Raw genomic sequence first — 20,464 nt, 5'->3', positions numbered from 1 at the left:
CGGTGGTTCGGGTGCTCGTTCCGAGGGGAGCTCGGGGGCACAACACGCTCCTAGCGGGCGACGATCGCGAACTGCTACCGGGGGGCGGACGGCAGGCGGTGCCCTCCCTCGGAGATGCTACGCCGCGAGAGCTCCGGGACCCACTCTCCGGGACCGGCATCACCGAACCATCGGCCCTGTCCGATGTCACAGCCGAGCCGCTCCAGCCGTTCGGCCTGGACCGCGGTCTCCACCCACTCGGCCGTCACCTCGAGGCCGAGCGCGTGGGCCATCTCCACCAGCGCGCGCACGATCGAGGAGTCCGTCGGGTCGGCCGAGGCGTTGCGGAGCCCGTCGATGAACGAGCCGTCGATCTTGAGGGCGTGCACCGGCAGCCTGCGCAGCCAGGCCAGGCTCGAGTAGCCGGTGCCGAAGTCGTCCAGTGCGAGCCGGACGCCCACCGCGCGCAGGGCGCTGAGCGCGTCGAGCACGACCAGCTCGTCGCCGAGGACCGCCTGCTCGGTGATCTCCAGCTGGAGCCGGTCGGCGGGCAGCCCGGTGCTCGCGAGCACACCCGTGACCTCGCTCACCCACCCCGGCTCCGCGAGCTGGACGGGCGAGACGTTGACGCTGACGAACGGGGCGTCCGGCCCGAGCTCCCGCCACCAGCTCGCCGCCTGCGCGCAGGCCGCCTCGAGCACCCAGCGACCGAGCGGCACGATCGCCCCACTCTGCTCGGCCAGCTCGATGAACTGGCCGGGGCCGATCAGCCCCTGCTCCGGGTGCTGCCAGCGCACCAGCGCCTCCGCGCCGGCCACCCGGCCGTCGGTCAGCTGCACGAGCGGCTGGAACACGAGCCGGAACTCACCGCGCCCGATGGCCCCGCGCAACCCGGACAGCAGCGCGAACCGTGCCGACTCCGCGGCGTCGCGCTCGGGGTCGAAGACCACGCGCCGCCCGCCGCCGAGCGCCTTCGCCCAGGACCGTGCGACGTCGGCGGCCCGCCTCAGCTCGCCGGCCGACCCCTCCGCCGTGTAGGCCTCCGCCACCCCGATGCTGGCCGAGACCACGAGCGTGTGGCCGTCGATGTGGAACGGGGTGGCCATGGCGGCCTGCAGCCGGTCGGCCAGCCTGCTGACCTCGGCGATGCCGTCCGGCTCCGCGACGAGCACGGCGAACTCGTCGGTTCCCGTCCGGCTGACGAGATGGTCGCCCGCGGTCAGCTGCAGCCTGCTCGCCACGGCGAGCAGCAGCCGGTCGCCGATGCGCGTGCCCAGCGCGTCGTTGATCGGGTGGAAACTGTCGAGGTCGATCGCGCACATGCCGACCCGCCCCGGCCCGTCCGCGGCGAAGGCCCGGTGCAGCCACTGCTCGGTGACCGCCTGGTTCGGTAGCCGCGTGAGCTGGTCCTGGTAGGACGACTCCTGCAGCCGGGACCGGAGCCGCTGGTGGTCGGAGATCTCCTCCACCACCGCCATGAGGTGGGTGGGCTCACCGTCCGGGCCGTGCATCCGGGAGGCGACGACATGGGCCCACACGACCTGCGAGTCGACCCGGACGAGCCGGACCTCCATCCGCACGACCTCGGGCTCGCCTCGGGCGAGTCGCTGCAGGTGCTCGACGACGTCGACCATGTCCTCGGGGTGGACGAAGTCGGAGACGGGGCGGGGCTGGTCCACCGGGCCCTCGAGGCCGAAGAGGCGCGACAGCGCCGGGTTGATGTCGATGACCCAGCCGTCCAGCCGGGCGATCCCGATCCCGACCGGGGCCTGCTCGTAGAGGGCGCGCAGCTGCCGCTCCCCCAGCACCACCGAGCGCTCCCCCGCCACGGCAGCAGCGCCGGGGGCTCGCACACCATTGCGCCTGCGCCGCTCGTGCAGGGCACCCACGACACCGGCGACCAGCTCGTCCAGGGCGGCGGCGAGGCGGCGGTCGGCGTCCGGTCCGGACGGCCCGAGCACGGCGGCGGCCTCCCGGCGCAGCAGCCGGAGGCTGGGGGCGAGGACGTCCTCGGGGCCGCCCTCGACGGGGTCCTCCGGATCGCCGCACAGGCCCGTGGTGAGCAGCTCGGCGCCGAGCTCCCGGGCGGCGAGCGGCCAGAACGGCTCGGCGCGCAGCGTCGTGGCGAGCTTGCGCAGGACGGTGGCCAGGTGCGCCGCGATGCCCGGGTCGTCGGTGGGCGCCAGCTGGGCCCAGCGCCCCGCGAGACGTTCGATACCACCCGGTCCGGGCGGGCACGCCTCCGCGGCCGCACGCAGCCCCGAGTGACCGTCCAGGGGTCCGGACAGGCTGCGCGGTGCTACCACGCGGCCACCTCCTGTCGCCCGTTCGGTCCGGCCGGACCCTGATCGGGCCCAATTTTCCGTGCCGTCCTGTGTTTCCGCCACCACGAGGTGTCGCTGTTCACCAGGTCGTGCGCCACAGCCCGGCTTCTCACACGAGCGGCAGCAGCCGCTCGATCTCTCGGGCCCGGCTGCCCGACGCGCTCAACGCACCCGCGCCGACGGCCTGCGACCAGGTCGTTCGCCCCGTGACCAGCGCGAGCCACGTCCGCGGATCGGCCTCGACGACGTTCGGCGGCGTCCCCCGGCCGTGCCGCGGACCCTCGACACACTGGACGGCGCCGAGCGGCGGCACGCGCACCTCCACGCTCCGCCCCGGCGCTGCGGCGGCGAGCGCCGCGAGGCTGCCCTTCACCGCCGCACGCAGCACGGATCGTTCCGGCGCGGGGCCGCCGGCCAGCCAGTCGAGCACGGCGGACGGGAGGAAAGCGCCTCCCGCGACCTCCTGCCGGCCGCGTCCGCTGCCATCGGATGTCATGTCACCTCTCCGATCGGACAGGTTCGGCCGCCGGGGATTCACCCGAACAGGGCGGGGAGAGTGCCCTCCCAGGCCGAGCGGAGCTCGGCCAGAAGGAGGTCCGGGATCCCGGCGATGGCCAGCGCGGCACCACCCGTGGTGCCGAGCGCCCTGGCGGGCACGCCCGCGGCCGCGGCCCGCGACAGCACCTCGTCGGCCCGTTCCGGCGCCGTTGTGACGAGCACGCGGCCCGCCGACTCCGCGAACAGCGCGACGAACGGGTCCAGCCGGTCCGGCAGCTCAACGGTCGCCCCGCGGCCGCCCCCGATGAGGCAGGCCTCCACGAGTGCCTGCGCGAGCCCGCCGTCGGACAGGTCGTGGGCCCCGGTCAGCAGGCCGTCCGTGGCCGCGGCGGCGAGCAGCCCGGCGAGGCGCTGCTCGGCGGCCAGGTCGACGGCCGGCGGGCGGCCGCCGAGGTGTCCGTGCACGACGTGGGCCCACTCGCTGCCGCCGAGCTCGTCGCGGGTGTCGCCGAGCAGCAGGACCGTGTCGCCGTCGCGGGTGAAGCCGGCCGGGACGCGGCGCGCGACGTCGTCGAGCACCCCGAGCACGCCGACCACCGGCGTGGGCAGGATCGGGCGGTCGCCCGTCTGGTTGTAGAAGCTCACGTTGCCGCCGGTGACGGGGATCGCCAGCTGCGCGCAGCCGTCGGCGAGGCCGCGCACGGCCTGCTGGAACTGCCACATCACGTGCGGGTCCTCCGGCGAGCCGAAGTTCAGGCAGTTCGTGACGGCGAGCGGGGCGGCCCCGCTCGTCGCGACGTTGCGGTAGGCCTCCGCGAGCGCGAACTGGGCACCCGTGTACGGGTCGAGCGCCACGAAGCGCGCGTTGCAGTCGGTGGCGACGGCGACTCCGCGCCCGGTCCGCTCGTCGATGCGGATCACGCCGGAGTCGGCGGGCTGGGCGGAGGCGGTGTTGCCGCGCACGTAGCGGTCGTACTGGTCGGTGACCCACGCCCGGCTGCACAGGTTGGGGCTCGCGGCCATCCGCAGGATCTCCGCGCGCAGCTCGTTCGGCGCCGCCGGGCGCGGCAGCCTGTCCGGCGTGTCGGCGATCAGCGCGTCCTGGCTGTCGGAGCGGGCGACCGGGCGCCGGTACACCGGGCCCTCGTGCGCCACGGTGCGCGGCGGGACGTCCACGACGGTCTCGCCGTGCCAGTCGATGACCAGCCGGTCGCCGTCGGTGACCTCACCGATCACCGTGGCGAGGGTGTCCCACTTGCGGCAGACGGCCATGAAGGCGTCCACGTCCTCCGGTCGCACCACGGCGCACATGCGCTCCTGCGACTCGCTGGACAGGATCTCGGCCGGAGTCATGCCGGACGCGCGCAGCGGTACCGCGTCCAGGTCGACGTGCATGCCGCCGTCACCCGCCGAGGCCAGCTCGCTGGTGGCACAGGCCAGCCCGGCGCCGCCGAGGTCCTGGATGCCGACCACGAGCCCGGCGTGGAACAGCTCGAGACAGCACTCGATGAGCACCTTCTCGGTGAACGGGTCGCCCACCTGCACCGAGGGGAGCTTCTTGCGGCCGCCGCCCGTCTCGTCCGCGCCGGACTCATCGGCGGTGAACGTCTCGCTCGCGAGCACGGACACGCCGCCGATGCCGTCGAGGCCCGTGCGGGCGCCGAACAGGATGATCTTGTTGCCGACACCGGAGGCGAACGCCAGGTGCAGGTCCTCGGTGCGCATCGCCCCCACGCACAACGCGTTGACCAGCGGGTTGCCGAGGTAGCTGGGGTCGAACACGACCTCGCCACCGATGTTGGGCAGGCCGAGCGAGTTGCCGTAGCCACCGACGCCCGCCACCACACCGGGCAGCACGCGTGCGGTGTCCGGGGCGTCGGCCGAACCGAAACGCAGCGGGTCGGCCACCGCGACCGGGCGGGCCCCCATCGCCATGATGTCGCGCACGATCCCGCCCACGCCCGTCGCCGCGCCCTGGTACGGCTCGACGTAGGACGGGTGGTTGTGCGACTCGACCTTGAACGTGACCGCCCAGCCGTCGCCGATCTCCACGACGCCCGCGTTCTCCCCGATCCCCGCGAGCATCCGCTTGCGCATCTCGTCGGTGGTGGTCTCGCTGAAGTAAGCGAGATGCACCTTCGAGGACTTGTAGGAGCAGTGCTCGCTCCACATCACCGAGTACATCGCCAGCTCGGCGTCGGTGGGGCGGCGGCCGAGGATCTCCCGGATCCGCGCGTACTCGTCGTCCTTCAGCCCGAGCTCGCGGTAGGGCTGCGGGTGGTCCGGGGTGGCGGCGGCGGTCTCGACGCTGTCGGCGGCCTGCACGGCTGGTGTCACGGCTGTTCAGCCTACGTGCCGGGGCAGCGGCACCTCGGCGAGGCGGGAGTTGCCCCGGTCACCGTACGGGCCCGGGCTGGGCTGGGTACGGGTGAGATGGCCACAAAGGCCCTTCGATCTTGCTACAGGAACGCTCACGCCCATCTCACCGGGTCCGGCGGCCCGTGGGTCGTCCGCCGGCATCCCTCTCCACCGCGCCGCCCGTTCCGCGTGCCTTGGCTCGAGTCGCTATCAGCGCGACGGAGCACGGCCATCGCACCGGCGTGAAGCAGCAGCCGGCACACCATCCATCCGAGCGCTGCCGGTGGCTGGTGAGAATCCGGTCCGACGCCCCGGGCTGCGATGCCACGAACTCGATCGCCGCCTCTATCGGATCTTCGGTCATCGCAGGCGCCGGCTGAACGAGGCATCACCTCTGCGTCGCACAGGACACCAACTCTTCGGGACGCGGGGCTCCGGATCGCCCTCCACACCGTCGAACCCCATCGGCTCAGCCATGCGGCAACTATCCACTCTCAGAGTGGATAGACCAACCCTCATCCACTATGAGATTGACTTGCGGTCGAGCGCGACACTCGTCCGACGCCGATCGGCGCAGCTCAGAAGGGGGAGATGAGTGAAGATCACTCGCGTGTTGCGGTACTCGTGCCCGAACGGCATCGACTGTGACCGCATCTACGACACGGACGGACCCGACCTGGCCGTTCGGGGCCGGATCGTCGATGACCCGTCGGAGCTGGCCGCACTCGGTATCGCCGGTCTGCCCGATCACGAAGGGGTCGTCCTGATCGAGCGTCGGATCGCTCCCGAGCTGTCGCCGCGGACCTGAAGTGCTCGACCTCCCCGCACTCGCCCGGTTCCTCGACGGCCACCACCACCATGACCTGTTCCGGCTGGAGACGCTCGACCGGTACCGATCCGCGAGCGACGGTGACGACCTCGATCGATTCCTGCATGGCGAGCCGGAACCCGATCGCGCCGGCAAGCAGGCATGGCTCGACAAACTCCGGACCGACGCAGTTGCCGGCCGCCGCCGACGACGCGTGCATGTGGTGACGCCCCCGTTGTCGGACTACCTGCGCTACGAGTGCGAGTGGGGCTACGCCGACAACTCCGCTGCCGGCGAGGAGATTCGGATCCTCGACCTGTCGCGCGCACCTGACGGCGCGGATCTGCTCCTGCGCGTCGGCGACTTCTATTTGGCCGACGACCTGCACGTCGCGACGGTGGACTACGACCCGAACGGCCAGTTCCTCGCCGCCGCGGTGGTCGAGCAACCACTCGTTGCCGCTTACGTCGAGCTCGCCGAGACCGCCTGGCGATTGGCCGAGCCGTTCGAGGGCTGGTGGAATACGCACCCTGAGTTCCACCGGGCGACCCTCGACAGAGAGCGAGCACACCAGGGGTGAACAGCCGATCCTCGGGCGGCGACGAGCTGTCCCGGACGTTGCGGAAGTTGCGCAAGGACGCCGAGCTGCCCAGCGCCGAGGCAGCACGTCGCGCCGAGATCGGGCAGGCGACGCTCTCCCGGTACGAGACCGGGAAGTTCGTGCCGACCCCGCAGACCGTCGCGGCACTGGCCACTGTGTACGAGGCACCCGCCGCCATGCGCCGGCGGCTGATCGCAATGGCAACCGACCTGCGGGCCGAACACCGCCGCGTGGTCATGCACCGAGGCGCGGCCAACTTCCAAGAGCGCGTCGGCCGGATCGAGGCCTCGTCGAAGCACGTCGGAACCTTTCAGCCCACTGTCGTACCCGGACTCCTGCAGACCGAGGAGTACATGAGGGCCCTGTTCGGCTCCGGCCTGACGGGTGACGAGCTGGACCGAGCGGTCGCGAACCGACTGCAGCGGCAGACACTGCTCGGCGAGCCTGGACACGAGTTCACCCAGATCATCACAGCGGGTGCCTTGCTGTGGTGTGCAGGCGGACCCGAGATCATGATCGGCCAGATCGAACGGCTGATCGAGGTGACTCGCCTTGACGGAGTGCGACTGGGCATCGTTCCACCACGCACCCCGGCCACGGTGTTCCCGTTGCACGGGTTCGACGTCTACGACGAACGCGCCGTCATCGTCGGCACCATCGCGGCAACGGCGCTGTTGACCGAACCGCCCGACGTCGCTGCTCACATGAAGATGCTGAGGAAACTCGAGGAACTCGCAGCGTTCGGCGCGGAGGCCCGCCGAGTGCTGACGGAGGTCGCTGAGGACTACCGGCACGACGGCGGGCCCGCGGGAAGCTGACCGGAGCGCGCGTCCTCGCAGGGGCTACGCGAGGACGGACCTCAGCCCTGCGCACGCCCTGTCGGCAGCTTCACGACGCTGACGAAGAAGTGGTCGATCTGCTTGATCGCCTCGATGAACCCCTCGAAGTCCACCGGCTTGGTCACGTAGGCGTTGGCGTGCAGCTGGTAGCTGCGCAGCACGTCCTCCTCGGCCTGGGAGGTGGTCAGCACGATCACCGGGATGTGCCGCAGGTCCGCATCGTCCTTGACCTCCTGGAGCACCTCCCGGCCGTCGCGGCGGGGCAGGTTCAGGTCGAGCAGGATCAGGTCCGGCCGGGGCACGTCCGCGTAGGGCTCCTCCCGGCGCAGGTAGGCGAGGGCTGCCTCGCCGTCGCTGACCACGTCGAGGCGGTTGTGCAGGTACTCGTCGAACGCCTCGTGGGTCATCAGCACGTCGCCGGGGTCGTCCTCGACCAGCAGGACGTTGACGGTCCGGGCCTCCGGGTCGTTCATGTCAGCTCTCCTCGGCGGGAACGGGCAGGGTGAATCGGATGGTGGTGCCGGGGCCGTCGCTCGCCGCGATGACGATCCGGCCCCCGTGGAACTCGACGATCTTCTTCGCGAGAGCGAGCCCGATGCCGGTGCCGGGGTAGACGTCACGCCCGTGCAGCCGCTGGAAGATCACGAACACCTTGTCGGCGTACTCGGGCTCGATCCCGATGCCGTTGTCGGTGACCGTGATCTCCCATGTGTCGCCGAGCCGCTCGGCGGCCACGTGCACCACGGGTGGCACGCCGTCGCGGTGGAACTTCAGCCCGTTGCCGACCAGGTTGAGCACGAGCTGGTGCAGCAGCGAGCGGTCCCCGACGACCACCGGCAGCTCGTCGACCACGATCTTGCCACCGGTCTCGTCCCGCACCGTCTCCAGCTGTTTCACGGCCGCGGCGGCGACGGCACCCAGATCGACCGGGTCGAAGCCCTCGGTCGTGCGTCCCACGCGCGAGAACGCGAGCAGATCGTTGATCAGCCGCTGCATCCGCTGGGCGCCGTCGACCGCGAACTCGATGTACTGGTCGGCGCGGTCGTCGAGCTTGCCGGAGTAGCGGCGCTGCAGCAGCTGGCAGAAGCTCGACACCTTGCGCAGCGGCTCCTGCAGGTCGTGGCTCGCCACGTACGCGAACTGCTCCAGGTCGCGGTTGGACCGCTCCAGCTCGCGCGCCTGCTCGTCCAGGCGCCGGTTGACGGCCTGCGCGTCGTCCAGGTCGCGCAGGATGTGTCTGCGCATCGCCTCGACGTCCTCGCCGAGCTCGACGATCTCGCGCGGCCCGCCCGCCTGCACCGGCTGCTGGACGTCACCGGACACCACGTGGCGCACCTGCCCGGCCAGCGCCGACACCGGACGGAGCACGTACCGCCGCAACCCGAGCGCAGCGGCGACCAGGAACGCGGCCAGCACCGCGGCGATCGCGATGCCGATCCCGATGAGGAACGCCGACGCGCGCTCGACGCGGTCCCTCGCGGCCGCGCGCTGCGCCTCGAGGTCGGCCACGAGTGCACGGGTGGCAGCACGCACCTCGTCGAACAGCGCCCGGCCGCGCGCCGGCTCAGGGGCGCCCGGTGCCCCGGCGAGCACCGGTTCCGCATACACCGTCCGCCACGCCTGCGCCGCCCGCTCCACCTCGTCGAGCTCGGGCCCGATCTCCTCCAGACCGCGGCGCTCGGCCAGCGTCCGCAGGGTGGCGGTCGTCGAGCGCTGCGCCGCGAGGCCGTCCCGGTACGGATCCTGGAACTCCGTCCGGCCGGTCAGGTTGTACCCGCGAACCCCCGTCTCCTGGTCGAGGAGCGAGACCGACAGCTGCTGCGCCGAGAGCAGCGCCGGGCTCGCGACGTCCACCAACGCGGCACGGCTCTGTCCCACCCGCCACATCGCGATGCCGCCGAGGGTCACCGCCACCACGGCGAGCAGCGCCCCGATCGACGCCCCGACGGCGAACACACGCGCGAGTGGCCAACGCCCGCCGGCGTCGCTGGAGAGGCGGTTGCGCAGCGGCCTGCGCCGTACGGGCCGGTTGAGGTCGACCGTCACCGCGCTCCCCCGGGAACCGCGTCGGCCGGGGTCGGGTCGCCGGGCGCGGCGTCGGACGAGAGCAACAGGATCGCGACGTCGTCGGACAGCGGCCCGCCGTTGAACTCCTGCGCACGCTCGACCAGCCGGGCCGGCAACCGTTCCAGATCGGTGTCGCGCTCCTGCTCGAGCACTTCCAGCAGTCCCTCTTCCCACAGTGGTTCGCCGGGCACGGGCCCCTTGCCCTCGATCAGCCCATCGGTGTACAGCAGCAGCGCCCATTCGGGGCCGAGCGGGACGGTCATCGGCTCCCACGACGCGTCGACCGCGACCCCGAGCGGGAGGCCCACCGGGGAGGCGGCGGGCCGCGGCCCGGGGCGCAGCGCCACCGCAGGCGGGTGACCGGCCAGCCGCACCAGCGCCTCGCTCCCCGGCCCGCCGGCGTCCGGCCGGATCGCGACCGTGCACACGGTGGTGAACAGCGACGGGTTGTGCCGCTCGCTCACCAGCACCTGTTGCAGTTTCGGAAGCAGCTGCGGCTCGTCGACGCCGGCCAGCACGAGCGCCCGCCACGACACGCGCAACAGGGCACCGAGTGCCGCCTCGTCCGGCCCGTGGCCGCACACGTCGCCGACGATCGCGTGGACCGTGCCGGTCGGCCCGAGCACGGCGTCGAAGAAGTCCCCGCCGATCAGCGACCCGGTGCGACCGGCCCGGTAGAACGACCGGGCCCGCACCGGGCTGCTGGCGAGCAGCGGCGACGGCAGCAGCCCGCGTTCCAGGCGCGCCGACTCGGCGGCCGCCAGCTCCTCCTCCCGCAGGCGGAGCAGGCTGACCTCGGCGCGGCGGCGCTCCACCGCGTAGCGGACGGCCCGGATCAGCACCTGGCCGTCGACCTTGCCCTTGACCAGGTAGTCCTGGGCACCGGCGGCGACGGCCGCCGTCCCGAGGTGCTCGTCGTCGAGGCCGGTGAGCACGCAGACCGCCGCGGCGCTCTGCGCCTGCAGGATCCGGCGCAGCCCGTCGAGCCCGTTGCTGCCGGGGAGGTTGAGGTCGAGCAACACGCAGTCGCAGCGTGCCAGCAGCTCGCCCTCGACCACCTCGGACACCGACTCGGCCACGCTCACGTGCAGGTCGGGGTCGACCTCGGCGAGCAGCTCCCGCACGAGGAACACGTCGCCCGGATCGTCCTCGACGAGCAGCACGTGGCTGGGCGCAGCCGGAACGATGGGGGTCATACGTGGCGCTTCTCCTCGCGGGTACCGCATGGCTGCGGGTCGCGGAAGCCTAGATCGCCGCGGCCCCCGCTCGCACCCGGGCCGGGGCCTACGCGGCGGGGGCGGCCAGCTGCAGAACGGAGGTGAACAGGCCGAGCCCGTCGGTGGACGGCCCGGTGAGCGTGTCGATGGCATGCTCGGGGTGCGGCATCAGTCCCACCACCCGGCCGTCGGCCGAGCTGATCCCGGCGATCCCGGACAGCGCGCCGTTGGGGTTGGCCCCGACGTAGCGGAACACGACCCGGCCGTCGCCCTCGAGCTGCTCGATGGTGGCCGCGTCGGCGACGTAGCGGCCCTCGGCGTTCTTCATTGGGACGACGATCTCCTGGCCCGCGGTGAGGCTGCCCGTCCACGCGGTGGCGTTCGACTCCACCAGCAGCCGCTGGTCGCGGCAGATGAAGTGCAGGCCGGCGTTGCGGACGAGCGCCCCGGGCAGCAGCCCCGCCTCGCAGAGGATCTGGAAGCCGTTGCAGATGCCGAGGACCGGCACGCCGCGACGGGCCGCGTCGACGACCTCGGTCATGATCGGCGCCAGGCTGGCGATCGCGCCCGCACGCAGGTAGTCGCCGTAGGAGAACCCGCCGGGGACGACGATCGCGTCGACGCCCTGCAGGTCGTGGTCGCCGTGCCAGAGCGCGACCGGCTCGGCACCGGCGTAGCGCACGGCGCGGGCCGCGTCGACGTCGTCGAGGGTGCCGGGGAAGGTGATGACGCCGATCCTCATGCCCTGGTCACCACCCAGTCCTCGATCACGGGGTTGGCCAGCAGCTGGCCCGCCACGCGGTGCAGCGTCTCGTCGTCGACCGAGTCGTCCACCTCGAGCTCGAAGTGCTTGCCCTGTCGCACGTCGGCGACACCGGCGACGCCGATCCGGGCGAGCGCACCCACGACGGCCTGCCCCTGCGGATCGAGGATCTCGGGCTTGGGCATCACGTCCACAACCACCTTGGCCACAGGACAAGCCTACGGTGAACACCGTTGCCGACCGGCTCGGGAGTCCGTGAGGCTGCTCGCATGGGTCGATGGCTGGTGCTCGGCGGCACCCGGTTCCTGTCCTGGACGGTGGCGGCCACGGCCGTCGAGCGCGGCCACGAGGTGGTGTGCGCCGCCCGCGGCGTCTCCGGGCGGGTGCCCGACGGGGCGAAGCTCGTGGCGGTGGACCGCGACGCGCCCGACGGCCTCGACGCGCTGCGCGGCGAGCGGTTCGACGCCGTGGTCGACGTCGCGACGATGTCGCTGCCGTGGGTCCGCGCCGCGGTCGACGCGCTCGCCGCCGGCGCCGGGCACTGGACGTTCGTGTCGACGATCAACATCTACGCCGACAGCGCCGCGCGGGGCCAGGGAGTGGACGCGCCACTGCTCCCGCCGCGTGAGGCGGCCGACACCGACGTGCCCAACAGCGACCCCGACGCCTACGGCGCGATCAAGGTGGCCTCCGAGAACGCGGTGCGCGCGGCGGCGGGCGATAGCGCGCTGGTCGTGCGCGCCGGGCTGATCTGCGGACCCGGCGACGAGCACGACCGTTTCGGCTACTGGCCCCAGCGCTTGGCCCGCGGTGGGCGTGCCGTGGTTCCTGACAGCCCAGGGCAACCCGTGCAGGTCGTCGACGTACGTGACCTCGCCGACTGGATCGTGCGCTGCGGGGAGGAACGGACGACCGGCACGTTCGACGGCAGCGGGCAGCGCTCCACGCTCGGCGCGGTCCTCGACGAGATCGCAGACGCCGTGGGAGCGCACGAGCTGGAGCGCATCCCGGTCGCGCCCGAGAAGCTGACCGCGGCTGGAGTGAACCCGTGGGCAGCCCCTCGATCGTTGCCACTGTGGCTGCCGGAATCGCACTGGGGCATGGTGGACCGCGACACCGCTCCTGCAGCAGCTGCCGGACTGCGCTGCCGGCCGGTGGCCGACACCGCACGCGCGTCCCTGGATCACGAGCGGTCCCTCGGCGTCGACCGCGACCGCCGCGCCGGCCTCACCCCTCAGGACGAGGCGGAGATCCTGGCCACCCTCTGACGCGCGTCGGGCGATCCGTGCCCGCGAGTCGGGCGATCCGTGCGCCCGAGTCGGGCGATCCGTGCGCACCCACACCCCAACTCAGGCGCACTCATACCCGACTCGCACACACCCAGCCGCCGACTCGCGGACGTTCCCAGCCCCACCCCCGCGAGTCGAGCGAATCGTGCGCGCGAGTCGGGCGACTTGTGCGCGCGAGTCGGGCGATTTGTGCGCTGTCACGACTCGGTTCAAGCACGACCGGTCCAGGTGAACCTCGGCGGCGAGCCGACCCAGCGACCGACTTCCGCAGCACGCCGCCGGGCGAGTCGGCGCGCGACTGGCGGACCGCACGGGCCGGGAGCACAGTGACCACGTGCAGATCACCCACTTCGGCCACTCCTGCATCCTGCTCGACACCGGCGCCGCCCGGCTGCTGATCGACCCCGGTACGTTCTCGGCGGGCTTCGAGTCGGTGCAGGGCCTGGACGCCGTCCTCGTCACCCACCAGCACCCCGATCACCTCGACGCCGAGCGGCTCGGCCCGCTCCTGGCCGCCAACCCGGACGCCCGGCTGATCGTCGACGACGGGACGTCGGCGCAGCTCGGTGACGTGACGCACGAGACGGTGGCGCCCGGCGCGTCGATCCAGGTCGGCGGCTCGCGCATCGACGTGCTCGGTGGCGAGCACGCGGTGATCCACCCGGACATCCCGGTGATCAGCAACAACGCCTACCTCGTGGACGGCACGCATCTGCACCCCGGCGACGCGTTCACGCCACCACCCGCCCCGGTCGACGTGCTGTTCCTGCCGACCGGGGCACCGTGGCTCAAGCTCTCCGAGGCCGTCGACTACCTGCGCGCGGTCGCGCCGCGCACGGCGGTGCCGATCCACGAGGCCGTGCTGGCGATGCCGCGGATGCACTACGGCCGCTTCGCGGAGCTCGGCCCGCGGGAGACCACCGTGCGCGTCCTCGACCGCGGCGAAGCGACCGAGATCTGAGCGACGGGCTCTACACGGCCGCCGCGAGGCGATCCAGCTGCTCCGGGTCCTCCAGGGCGGAGCCGACCGCGACGACCGACGCGCCCGCGTCCAGGAACTCGCGCGCGTTGGCGGCGCCCATGCCGCCCGTGGCGACGAAGCGCACCTGCGGGAACGGGCCGCGCATCGCCGAGAACCAACCGGCCCCGAGCACGGCGGCGGGGAAGGCCTTCATCCAGGTGAGACCGAGGCCGAGCGCGCGCTGCACCTCGGACGCGGAGGCGACGCCGGGCAGGTGCGCGAGCCCGGCGGCGGCGCTGGCCGCGGCGACCCGCTCGTCGAAGCCGGGGGCGACGGTGAACGCCGCGCCCGCGTCGGCGGCCTGTGCGACGTGCTCCAGGGTGACCACGGTGCCGGCGCCGACCGGGAGTCCCCGGGCCGCGCCGGCCCGCACCGCGGCAGCCAGCGCATCGATCGCCTCGGCGCTCTGGATCGGCACCTCGACGGCGTGGATGCCGTTGTCCCAGGCCCGCTGCGCGAGTTCGACCGTGCGCTCGACGGAGAAGCCGCGCAGGATCGCCATCACGCGCTGCTGCGCGAAGGTCTCGTCGAAGAAGCGTGCTACGGACGCCATCCCAGCTCCTCGGAAATCGTCGTGGTGGTCTCGGCCAGCCGCGGGAGCAACCGCTCGAGGTCCTCGCGCGAGGCCCTGGCCTTGAGAGCCGTGATCGACACGGCGGCCGTGACCCCACCGGACGCGTCGCGCACCGGCATCGCGACGCAGTGCACGAAATCCTCGTGCTCGCCGTCGTCCACCGCCCAGCCGCGTTCGGCGACCGCCCTGAGCTCCGCCCGGTAGCGCTCCCGGGAAGTGATGGTGGTGTCGGTGTGCCGCACGAAGTCGGCCGTGTCGAGCATCGCCTCCACGGCCTCGCCGGGCTGGAACGCGAGGATCGCCTTCGCGACGCCCGCGGTGTGCAGGCTGACCTTCTGCCCGACCTGCGAGTACAGCCGCACCATCCCGGGCTGGTCGATCTTCTCGGCGTAGACGATGCTGCGGCCGTCGAGCGCGGCGAGGTGGATCGTGTGGGCGCACGCCGCGCCCAGCGCACGCAGGTGCGGGCGGGCCACCGCGACCAGATCGAACTGCTCGATCGCGAGCTGCGCCAGCCCGGCGAGCCGGTAGCCGACGCCGTAGCGGCCGTCTTCGCGGCGCCGGGCCAGTCCACACTCGGTGAGCGTGGCGAGGATCCGCAGCGCGGTGGACCGGTGCACATCGAGGTGTTCGGCCACCTCGACCTGCGTGCGCGGCCGCATGCTGACGAACTCCAGCACCTCGGCGGCGCGCTGGACGCTCTGCGACATCTACAGGCTCGGTAGGAAGTCGTGGGTGCTGCTCAACGAGCGCGCGGCCAGGTCGTGACCCGCGGAGAGTCGGGCTGCGGGCTCGGACTCGCGCAACAGCTCCGACAGGTATCCGGCGGCGAACGCGTCGCCCGCTCCGACGACCTCCACCACCTCGACGCGGCGGGAGGGGACGAACACCGGTGCGGCGCCGGGCGCCACCTCGCTGGCCCCGACCTCCCCGTCCTTGACGACCAGGCGCACCGGCGCGTCGAGCAGCGCCGCCACCGCGGTGGGGTCTCCCACCTGCCAGAGCCGCTCGGCCTCGTCGCGCCCGACGAACACGATGTCGGCGCGGCGGGCCAGGTCGAGCAGCACCGGCGCCGCCTCGTCGGCAGGCCACACCCCCGGCCGGTGGTTGACGTCGAAGGAGATCAGCACCTCGTGACGGCGAGCGGCCGCGTAGACCGCCGACAGCAGGTCGCGGCAGGTGGCCGACAGCCCGGCGGTGATGCCCGAGACGTGGACGATGCGGGTGGCGCTCCAGTCGACGTCGTCGAGGTTCGCGCCGGTCATGCGGGACGCCGCCGAACCCGCGCGGTAGTAATACACGCGCGTCGAGCCGAGACCGGGGTCTTTGAAGTAGACCCCGGTGGGTGCCTCGGCGTCGACCCGTACCCATGAGGTGTCCACGCCGTACTTCGCGACGGCCGCGACCATGCGCCTGCCCAGCGGGTCGTCACCCACCTGACTCAGCCACGCCGACCGGTGGCCGCGTTCTGCGAGGTACAGCGCGACCGTCGACTCGGCGCCGCCGACGTGCAGCGCGAAGTGCTCGGCGCTCTCCAGCGGCGACGGGTCGGTGGGCGTCACGAGGATCATGCTCTCCCCGATGCAGAGGACCTCGGGAGAGCGATCGCCGTCAGTTGCCTGTCTTGCAACATCGTTGCGCACAGCGCGAACGATAGCCGGTTCAGGCGGCCTGCGGCACGGCGGGCGGGCGGTAGGTCACCGGCTCGGCGCCGAGCGCGAGCGCGGCGTCCACCGCGGCCAGCACGGCGTCTCGGCGCACCGGCTGCGCGAGGTCCTTCGCCCGGACGGCGATGCGGACCACGCCGCCCCGCCGGGCCGTCCGGCTCACCTCGGCGAGCAGCACGCGCGCCCGCCAGGCCTCCGCGGCCCGCCGGTCCTCGGCGACCGCCCGCCGCTCCGGCGCCACCCGGAAACCCAGCACGCGGGCGCGCACCACGGTTCCGGCGAACGGGCCGCGCAGGAACCGCACGCACCCGTCGTCGGCCAGCACGCCGAAACCCTGCTCGCACAGCGCCTCCGCGGTGCCCGCGGAGGCCAGCCAGCGCGGCGGGACGAACACGTCCGTCCGCAGGCCCGCCGCCGTCAGGGCCCGCCGCGCCGCGATCAGCCGCAGCCCGGCCTCGTGCCGCGGGAGCGCGGCGAACTCGGCCTTGCGCGCGAGCATCCCGCCGGGCCGCCAGGTACCGAGCGGGTCGGGCGTGTGGTCGTAGCCGTGCAGGACGACGGCGTCGCCCGCGGCGCGCCGCTCGTGCAGCCACTCGACGAGCGCGGGCGGCGCGGTCCCGGCCGTCGTCCGCGGCCGGAACAGCTGCGAGACCGGCACGCCGCGCGCGTCGAGGGCGGCGGCGAGGGCGACGGCGGGCGCCAGCCCGTCGGCGGTGGTCAGACGGGACAGCGAGACGAGCAGGCGGGCGGCCATGCGCTCATGGACGCACGCCGACGTGAACGGAGGCTGACGCCCTCGTGAGTGCGAAACGGTGCTTGGGCGTCAGTTACCACTCACGACCGGTGATGCGCTCGTAGGCCTCGACGTAACGGGCCCGGGTGGCCGCGACGACGTCGGCCGGGATCTCCGGGCCGGGGGGCGTGCGGTCCCAGTCCAGCCCGGCCGACCACTCGCGCACGAACTGCTTGTCGAACGCGAACTGCGGACGACCCGGCTCCCACGAGTCGGCCGGCCAGAACCGCGACGAGTCGGGCGTCAGCACCTCGTCGGCCAGCACGATCTCGCCACTCGCATCGCGGCCGAACTCGAGCTTGGTGTCGGCGACCAGGATCCCGTTCGCCGCCGCCGTCTCGGCGCCGCGCCGGTAGACGTCGAGTGTGAGGTCCCGCAGCCGCGCCGCGGTGTCGGCACCGACGGCCGCGACGACGTCGTCGAAGGTCATGAACTCGTCGTGCTGCCCCACCGGCGCCTTGGTGGTGGGCGTGAAGATCGGCTCCGGCAGCTTCGAGCCCTCGACGAGCCCGGGCGGCAGCGCCACCCCGGACACCGTGCCCTGCTTCTCGTACTCCTTGAGCCCCAGGCCGGCGAGGTAGCCGCGGGCGATGCACTCGACGGGCAGCATCTCCAGGCGCCGGCAGCGGATCGCCCGGCCGGCGAACGCCTCCGGCACGTCCGTGGAGATCACGTGGTTCGGCACGAGGGCGCCGAGCTCCTCGAACCACCACACCGACAGCTGCGTGAGCACCGCACCCTTGTCCGGCACGGCCGTCGGCAGCACGACGTCGTAGATCGAGATGCGGTCGGAGGCGACGAGAATCAGGTCTGCGTCGTCTTCCGGGCCGTCGGCATAGAGGTCGCGGACCTTGCCCGAGTACAGCAGCTTCACAGGATCGCTCCGGGGGTGTAGGCGGCGGCGTCGGGGTGCGCGTCCACGATGTCCTGGACGCGGGCGACCACGGCGGCGACCTGCGCGGTGGCGGCGCCGGTGAAGCGCAGCGGGTCGGCGAGCAGCCCGTCGAGGGCCCCGGCGGGCAGCCCGAGCCGCTCGTCGCCCGCCAGCCGCGCGATCAGGTCGTTCTCGGACTGGCCCTTCTCGCGCATCGCGAGTGCGACGCCGACCGCGTGCTCCTTGATCACCTCGTGGGCGGTCTCCCGGCCGACGCCCGCGCGCACCGCGGCCATCAGCACGGCCGTGGTGGCGAGGAACGGCAGGTAGCGGTCGAGCTCGCGGGCGACCACCGCGGGGTAGGCGCCGAACTCGTCGAGCACGGTCAGCGCCGTCTCGTACAGCCCGTCGAGGGCGAAGAACGCATCGGGCAGCGCGACCCGGCGGACGACCGAGCAGAACACGTCGCCCTCGTTCCATTGGGCGCCCGCGAGCTCCGAGGCCATCCCGGCGTAGCCCCGCAGCAGCACCATCATCCCGTTGACGCGCTCGGCGGAGCGGGTGTTCATCTTGTGCGGCATCGCCGACGAGCCCACCTGGCCGGGCTGGAAGCCCTCGGTGGCGAGCTCCGCGCCCGCCATCAGCCGGATCGTGGTGGCCAGCGACGACGGCGCGGCGGCGAGCTGCACCAGCGCCGACAGCACGTCGTGGTCGAGGGAGCGCGGGTAGACCTGGCCGACGCTGGTGAGGACCCGCGCGAAGCCGAGGTGGTCGGCGACGCGCTGCTCCAGGTCGGCGAGCTTCGCCGCGTCGCCGTCGAGCAGGCCGAGCATGTCCTGCGCGGTTCCGACCGGGCCCTTGATGCCCCGCAGCGGGTACCGCAGCTGCAACTCCTCGAGCCGGCTGTAGGCGACCAGCAGCTCGTCGGCGGCGGACGCGAACCGCTTGCCCAGAGTGGTGGCCTGCGCGGCGACGTTGTGGCTGCGCCCGGCCATCACCAGCTCCGCGTACTCCGCGGCGCGGCGCCCGAGCCGGGCGAGCACGGCCACCGTGCGGTCGCGGACCAGCTCCAGGGAGAGCCGGATCTGCAGCTGCTCGACGTTCTCGGTGAGGTCGCGGCTGGTGAGCCCCTTGTGCACGTGCTCGTGGCCGGCGAGCGCGTTGAACTCCTCGATGCGCGCCTTCACGTCGTGCCGGGTGACGCGCTCGCGGGCGGCGATCGAGGCGAGGTCGACCTCCTCCACCACCCGCTCGTAGTCGGCGATCGCGGAATCGGGGACCTCGACGCCGAGCTCGAGCTGGGCGCGCAGCACCGCGATCCAGAGCCGCCGCTCCAGCACGATCTTGTACTCGGGCGACCAGATCCGCACGAGCTCCGGGCTCGCGTAGCGGGCGGCCAACACGTTGGGGATCACGTGCAGGCAGTTTACGTTGCCCCTGATGGGAGCACTGCACGCCCGCAGTCCTACCGCGGGTCGGCCACCGCGGCGAGCCGTTCGGCGGTGTCCGGGAACGGGCGCCTGTCTTCGGTGTTGGGCCGTGTCCCGTGGATCAGGGGCGACGGGATTCGTGATCCAGATGGTTCCTGGTCGTCAGAGGCTGCGCAGCAGGACCTCGCGACCCACCGCCCGCGGGTCCGGATCGGCCTCGATGAGCGCGCTGATCACCGCGCCGTCCACGAGCGAGACGAGGTCGCGCAGCACGGTGTCGGCCAGCGGCCTGCCGGACCGGGCGAGGATCTCCGCGAGCAGGGCGTCCAGCTCGGCGCGCAGCTCGCGCATCAGCGGCGCCAGGTACGGCCGCCGACCCGCGCCGACCAGCCGTTCGTAGCGAAGCAGGACGGCATCGAGGCCTCCGTCACGCGACTCCGGCCCCAGCAGCTGGTCGAGCACCAGCTCGGCGAGCGCCGGGGTGCCGACCGGCCCGCCCGGGAGCTCGGCGAGCTGGGCCCTGCCCTCGGCGAGCTCGTCGCGGCTGGTGCGCTCGACCGCGGCCGTGACCAGCTCGTCGAGGGAGTCGAAGTAGTAGGTGGTGGACGCGAGCGGCAGCCCGGCGCGCTCGGCCACCGCCCGGTGGCGGACGGCGTCGAAACCGCCCGAGCGCAGCAGGGCCGCCGCGGCCGTCACCAGCTCCTGCCGCCGCCGTTCCCCCTTCGCGGTGCCCACGGTCCCAGTGTCACAGCCGATCGCATTAGGGCGTGTCTGGTGGATCAGGGTCGATGGGATTCGTGATCCAGATTGCTCCTGGCAAGGCGGAGGCCCGAGCCGTCGTACCTGGCGTACCCGGTCGGGCCGACAACGCCGCCAGGGGCGATCTGGGCGCGAAGACCGCGATCATGATCCGCCAGACACGCCCTAGTGGCTTGTCACGCAGCTTTGACCGGGTAACTGGTCCAGGTGCGGATCGGTGAGTTGACGGCGAAGTTGGTCTTGGGTCGGGCTCGGGTGTTGCGCCAGCGGACGTAGCTCGCGATCGCGGCGTTCTGCTCGGCGTGGCTGCGGTGGTCGGTGCCGTTGAGGGCGAAGTAGCGCAGCGCGGCGAACTCGGCCTCGATCCAGTTCAACCACGATCCGTAGGTCGGCAAGAACACCAGCTCGACCGCGTTCGCGGCGCACCACTCGCGGACGCGGGCGTGGCGGTGCGGGGAGAAGTTGTCGCAGACCACGTAGAGCTTCTCGCCGGGCCAGCGGGCCCGCAGGACCTTGAGCAGGTCGAGGAACTCGATCCAGCGTTTGCGATCCCGGATCCGGTAGAACAGCGTGCCGGTGGTCAGATCCAGTGCGGCGAGCATG

The 20,464-nt window shown here is 72.7% G+C and carries 21 protein-coding genes; 5 read left to right on the top strand and 16 right to left on the bottom strand.

The window, feature by feature from the left end; all coding sequences use genetic code 11:
- Positions 1–74: 74 nt before the first annotated feature.
- The 3 genes from KME75_RS20260 to purL form a co-directional block, all read right to left on the bottom strand.
- Positions 75–2,285: a putative bifunctional diguanylate cyclase/phosphodiesterase gene (locus KME75_RS20260; protein WP_219416432.1), complete on the bottom strand. Its 2,211-nt coding sequence runs from the start codon at positions 2,283–2,285 to the stop codon at positions 75–77.
- A gap of 127 nt (positions 2,286–2,412) precedes the next feature.
- A complete protein-coding gene (locus KME75_RS20255) occupies positions 2,413–2,799 on the bottom strand; it encodes a sterol carrier family protein (protein WP_219416431.1) in 387 nt (128 codons plus the stop codon).
- A gap of 38 nt (positions 2,800–2,837) precedes the next feature.
- Positions 2,838–5,138, bottom strand: a complete 2,301-nt coding sequence (gene purL / locus KME75_RS20250; RefSeq protein ID WP_308282917.1) for a phosphoribosylformylglycinamidine synthase subunit PurL — start codon at positions 5,136–5,138, stop codon at positions 2,838–2,840.
- 616 nt (positions 5,139–5,754) lie between these two features.
- Between purL and KME75_RS20245 the strand changes: the two genes are divergently transcribed.
- From KME75_RS20245 to KME75_RS20235, 3 genes are read left to right on the top strand one after another with little or no spacing between them, the layout of a single operon-like run.
- Positions 5,755–5,967 (top strand): hypothetical protein, encoded by a 213-nt coding sequence (locus KME75_RS20245; protein WP_219416430.1) that lies wholly within the window; start codon positions 5,755–5,757, stop codon positions 5,965–5,967.
- Position 5,968: 1 nt separating this feature from the next.
- A complete protein-coding gene (locus KME75_RS20240; RefSeq protein WP_219416429.1) occupies positions 5,969–6,547 on the top strand; it encodes a DUF6879 family protein in 579 nt (192 codons plus the stop codon).
- The gene (locus tag KME75_RS20235) at positions 6,544–7,386 is read left to right on the top strand and encodes a helix-turn-helix domain-containing protein (RefSeq protein ID WP_219416428.1); all 843 of its coding nucleotides are present in this window, start codon (positions 6,544–6,546) and stop codon (positions 7,384–7,386) included. The genes KME75_RS20240 and KME75_RS20235 overlap by 4 nt, the downstream gene beginning before the upstream one ends.
- A gap of 41 nt (positions 7,387–7,427) precedes the next feature.
- Here the strand turns inward: KME75_RS20235 and KME75_RS20230 are convergent, their stop codons facing one another.
- From KME75_RS20230 to purS, 5 genes are all read right to left on the bottom strand, one after another.
- Positions 7,428–7,880, bottom strand: coding sequence for a response regulator (locus KME75_RS20230; RefSeq protein WP_219416427.1), 453 nt, complete (start codon positions 7,878–7,880; stop codon positions 7,428–7,430).
- Between the two features lies 1 nt (position 7,881).
- The gene (locus KME75_RS20225; RefSeq protein ID WP_308282916.1) at positions 7,882–9,453 is read right to left on the bottom strand and encodes a sensor histidine kinase; all 1,572 of its coding nucleotides are present in this window, start codon (positions 9,451–9,453) and stop codon (positions 7,882–7,884) included.
- Complete coding sequence (locus KME75_RS20220; RefSeq protein WP_219416426.1) at positions 9,450–10,670, bottom strand: PP2C family protein-serine/threonine phosphatase; 1,221 nt, start codon at positions 10,668–10,670, stop codon at positions 9,450–9,452. The genes KME75_RS20225 and KME75_RS20220 overlap by 4 nt, the downstream gene beginning before the upstream one ends.
- Positions 10,671–10,758: 88 nt before the next feature.
- On the bottom strand, positions 10,759–11,433 hold the full coding sequence (gene purQ, locus KME75_RS20215) for a phosphoribosylformylglycinamidine synthase subunit PurQ (RefSeq protein WP_219416425.1): 675 nt from the start codon (positions 11,431–11,433) through the stop codon (positions 10,759–10,761).
- On the bottom strand, positions 11,430–11,663 hold the full coding sequence (gene purS / locus KME75_RS20210; protein ID WP_219416424.1) for a phosphoribosylformylglycinamidine synthase subunit PurS: 234 nt from the start codon (positions 11,661–11,663) through the stop codon (positions 11,430–11,432). Before purS ends, purQ begins: the two co-directional genes overlap by 4 nt.
- Before the next feature lie 60 nt (positions 11,664–11,723).
- Between purS and KME75_RS20205 the strand changes: the two genes are divergently transcribed.
- Together KME75_RS20205 and KME75_RS20200 are read left to right on the top strand one after the other, a co-directional pair.
- A complete protein-coding gene (locus KME75_RS20205) occupies positions 11,724–12,722 on the top strand; it encodes an NAD-dependent epimerase/dehydratase family protein (protein WP_219416423.1) in 999 nt (332 codons plus the stop codon).
- Between the two features lie 355 nt (positions 12,723–13,077).
- The gene (locus tag KME75_RS20200; RefSeq protein ID WP_219416422.1) at positions 13,078–13,704 is read left to right on the top strand and encodes an MBL fold metallo-hydrolase; all 627 of its coding nucleotides are present in this window, start codon (positions 13,078–13,080) and stop codon (positions 13,702–13,704) included.
- Positions 13,705–13,714: 10 nt separating this feature from the next.
- On the opposite strand, the gene KME75_RS20195 is transcribed toward KME75_RS20200, so the two are convergent.
- The 8 genes from KME75_RS20195 to KME75_RS20160 all read right to left on the bottom strand — a co-directional run.
- A complete protein-coding gene (locus tag KME75_RS20195; protein WP_219416421.1) occupies positions 13,715–14,317 on the bottom strand; it encodes a bifunctional 4-hydroxy-2-oxoglutarate aldolase/2-dehydro-3-deoxy-phosphogluconate aldolase in 603 nt (200 codons plus the stop codon).
- Complete coding sequence (locus KME75_RS20190) at positions 14,305–15,048, bottom strand: IclR family transcriptional regulator (protein ID WP_219416420.1); 744 nt, start codon at positions 15,046–15,048, stop codon at positions 14,305–14,307. Before KME75_RS20190 ends, KME75_RS20195 begins: the two co-directional genes overlap by 13 nt.
- The gene (locus KME75_RS20185) at positions 15,049–15,981 is read right to left on the bottom strand and encodes a sugar kinase (protein WP_308282915.1); all 933 of its coding nucleotides are present in this window, start codon (positions 15,979–15,981) and stop codon (positions 15,049–15,051) included.
- A 19-nt stretch (positions 15,982–16,000) separates the two neighbouring features.
- Positions 16,001–16,759, bottom strand: a complete 759-nt coding sequence (locus KME75_RS20180) for a DUF2334 domain-containing protein (protein ID WP_219416418.1) — start codon at positions 16,757–16,759, stop codon at positions 16,001–16,003.
- A 73-nt stretch (positions 16,760–16,832) separates the two neighbouring features.
- Entirely contained in the window at positions 16,833–17,672 is an 840-nt protein-coding gene (locus KME75_RS20175; protein WP_219416417.1) for a phosphoribosylaminoimidazolesuccinocarboxamide synthase, read from the bottom strand.
- Positions 17,669–19,087, bottom strand: a complete 1,419-nt coding sequence (gene purB / locus KME75_RS20170) for an adenylosuccinate lyase (protein WP_219416416.1) — start codon at positions 19,085–19,087, stop codon at positions 17,669–17,671. Before purB ends, KME75_RS20175 begins: the two co-directional genes overlap by 4 nt.
- A gap of 177 nt (positions 19,088–19,264) precedes the next feature.
- Complete coding sequence (locus KME75_RS20165; protein ID WP_219416415.1) at positions 19,265–19,837, bottom strand: TetR/AcrR family transcriptional regulator; 573 nt, start codon at positions 19,835–19,837, stop codon at positions 19,265–19,267.
- A 200-nt stretch (positions 19,838–20,037) separates the two neighbouring features.
- Positions 20,038–20,464, bottom strand: a 427-nt coding sequence (locus KME75_RS20160; RefSeq protein ID WP_219416414.1) for a transposase, incomplete at its 5' end; no start/stop codon positions are given.

This window comes from Pseudonocardia nigra, assembly GCF_019396355.1.
Lineage (GTDB): Bacteria > Actinomycetota > Actinomycetes > Mycobacteriales > Pseudonocardiaceae > Pseudonocardia > Pseudonocardia nigra.
Note: the sequence above shows the minus strand (reverse complement) of the source record. Positions and strands in the feature narration are given on the sequence as shown.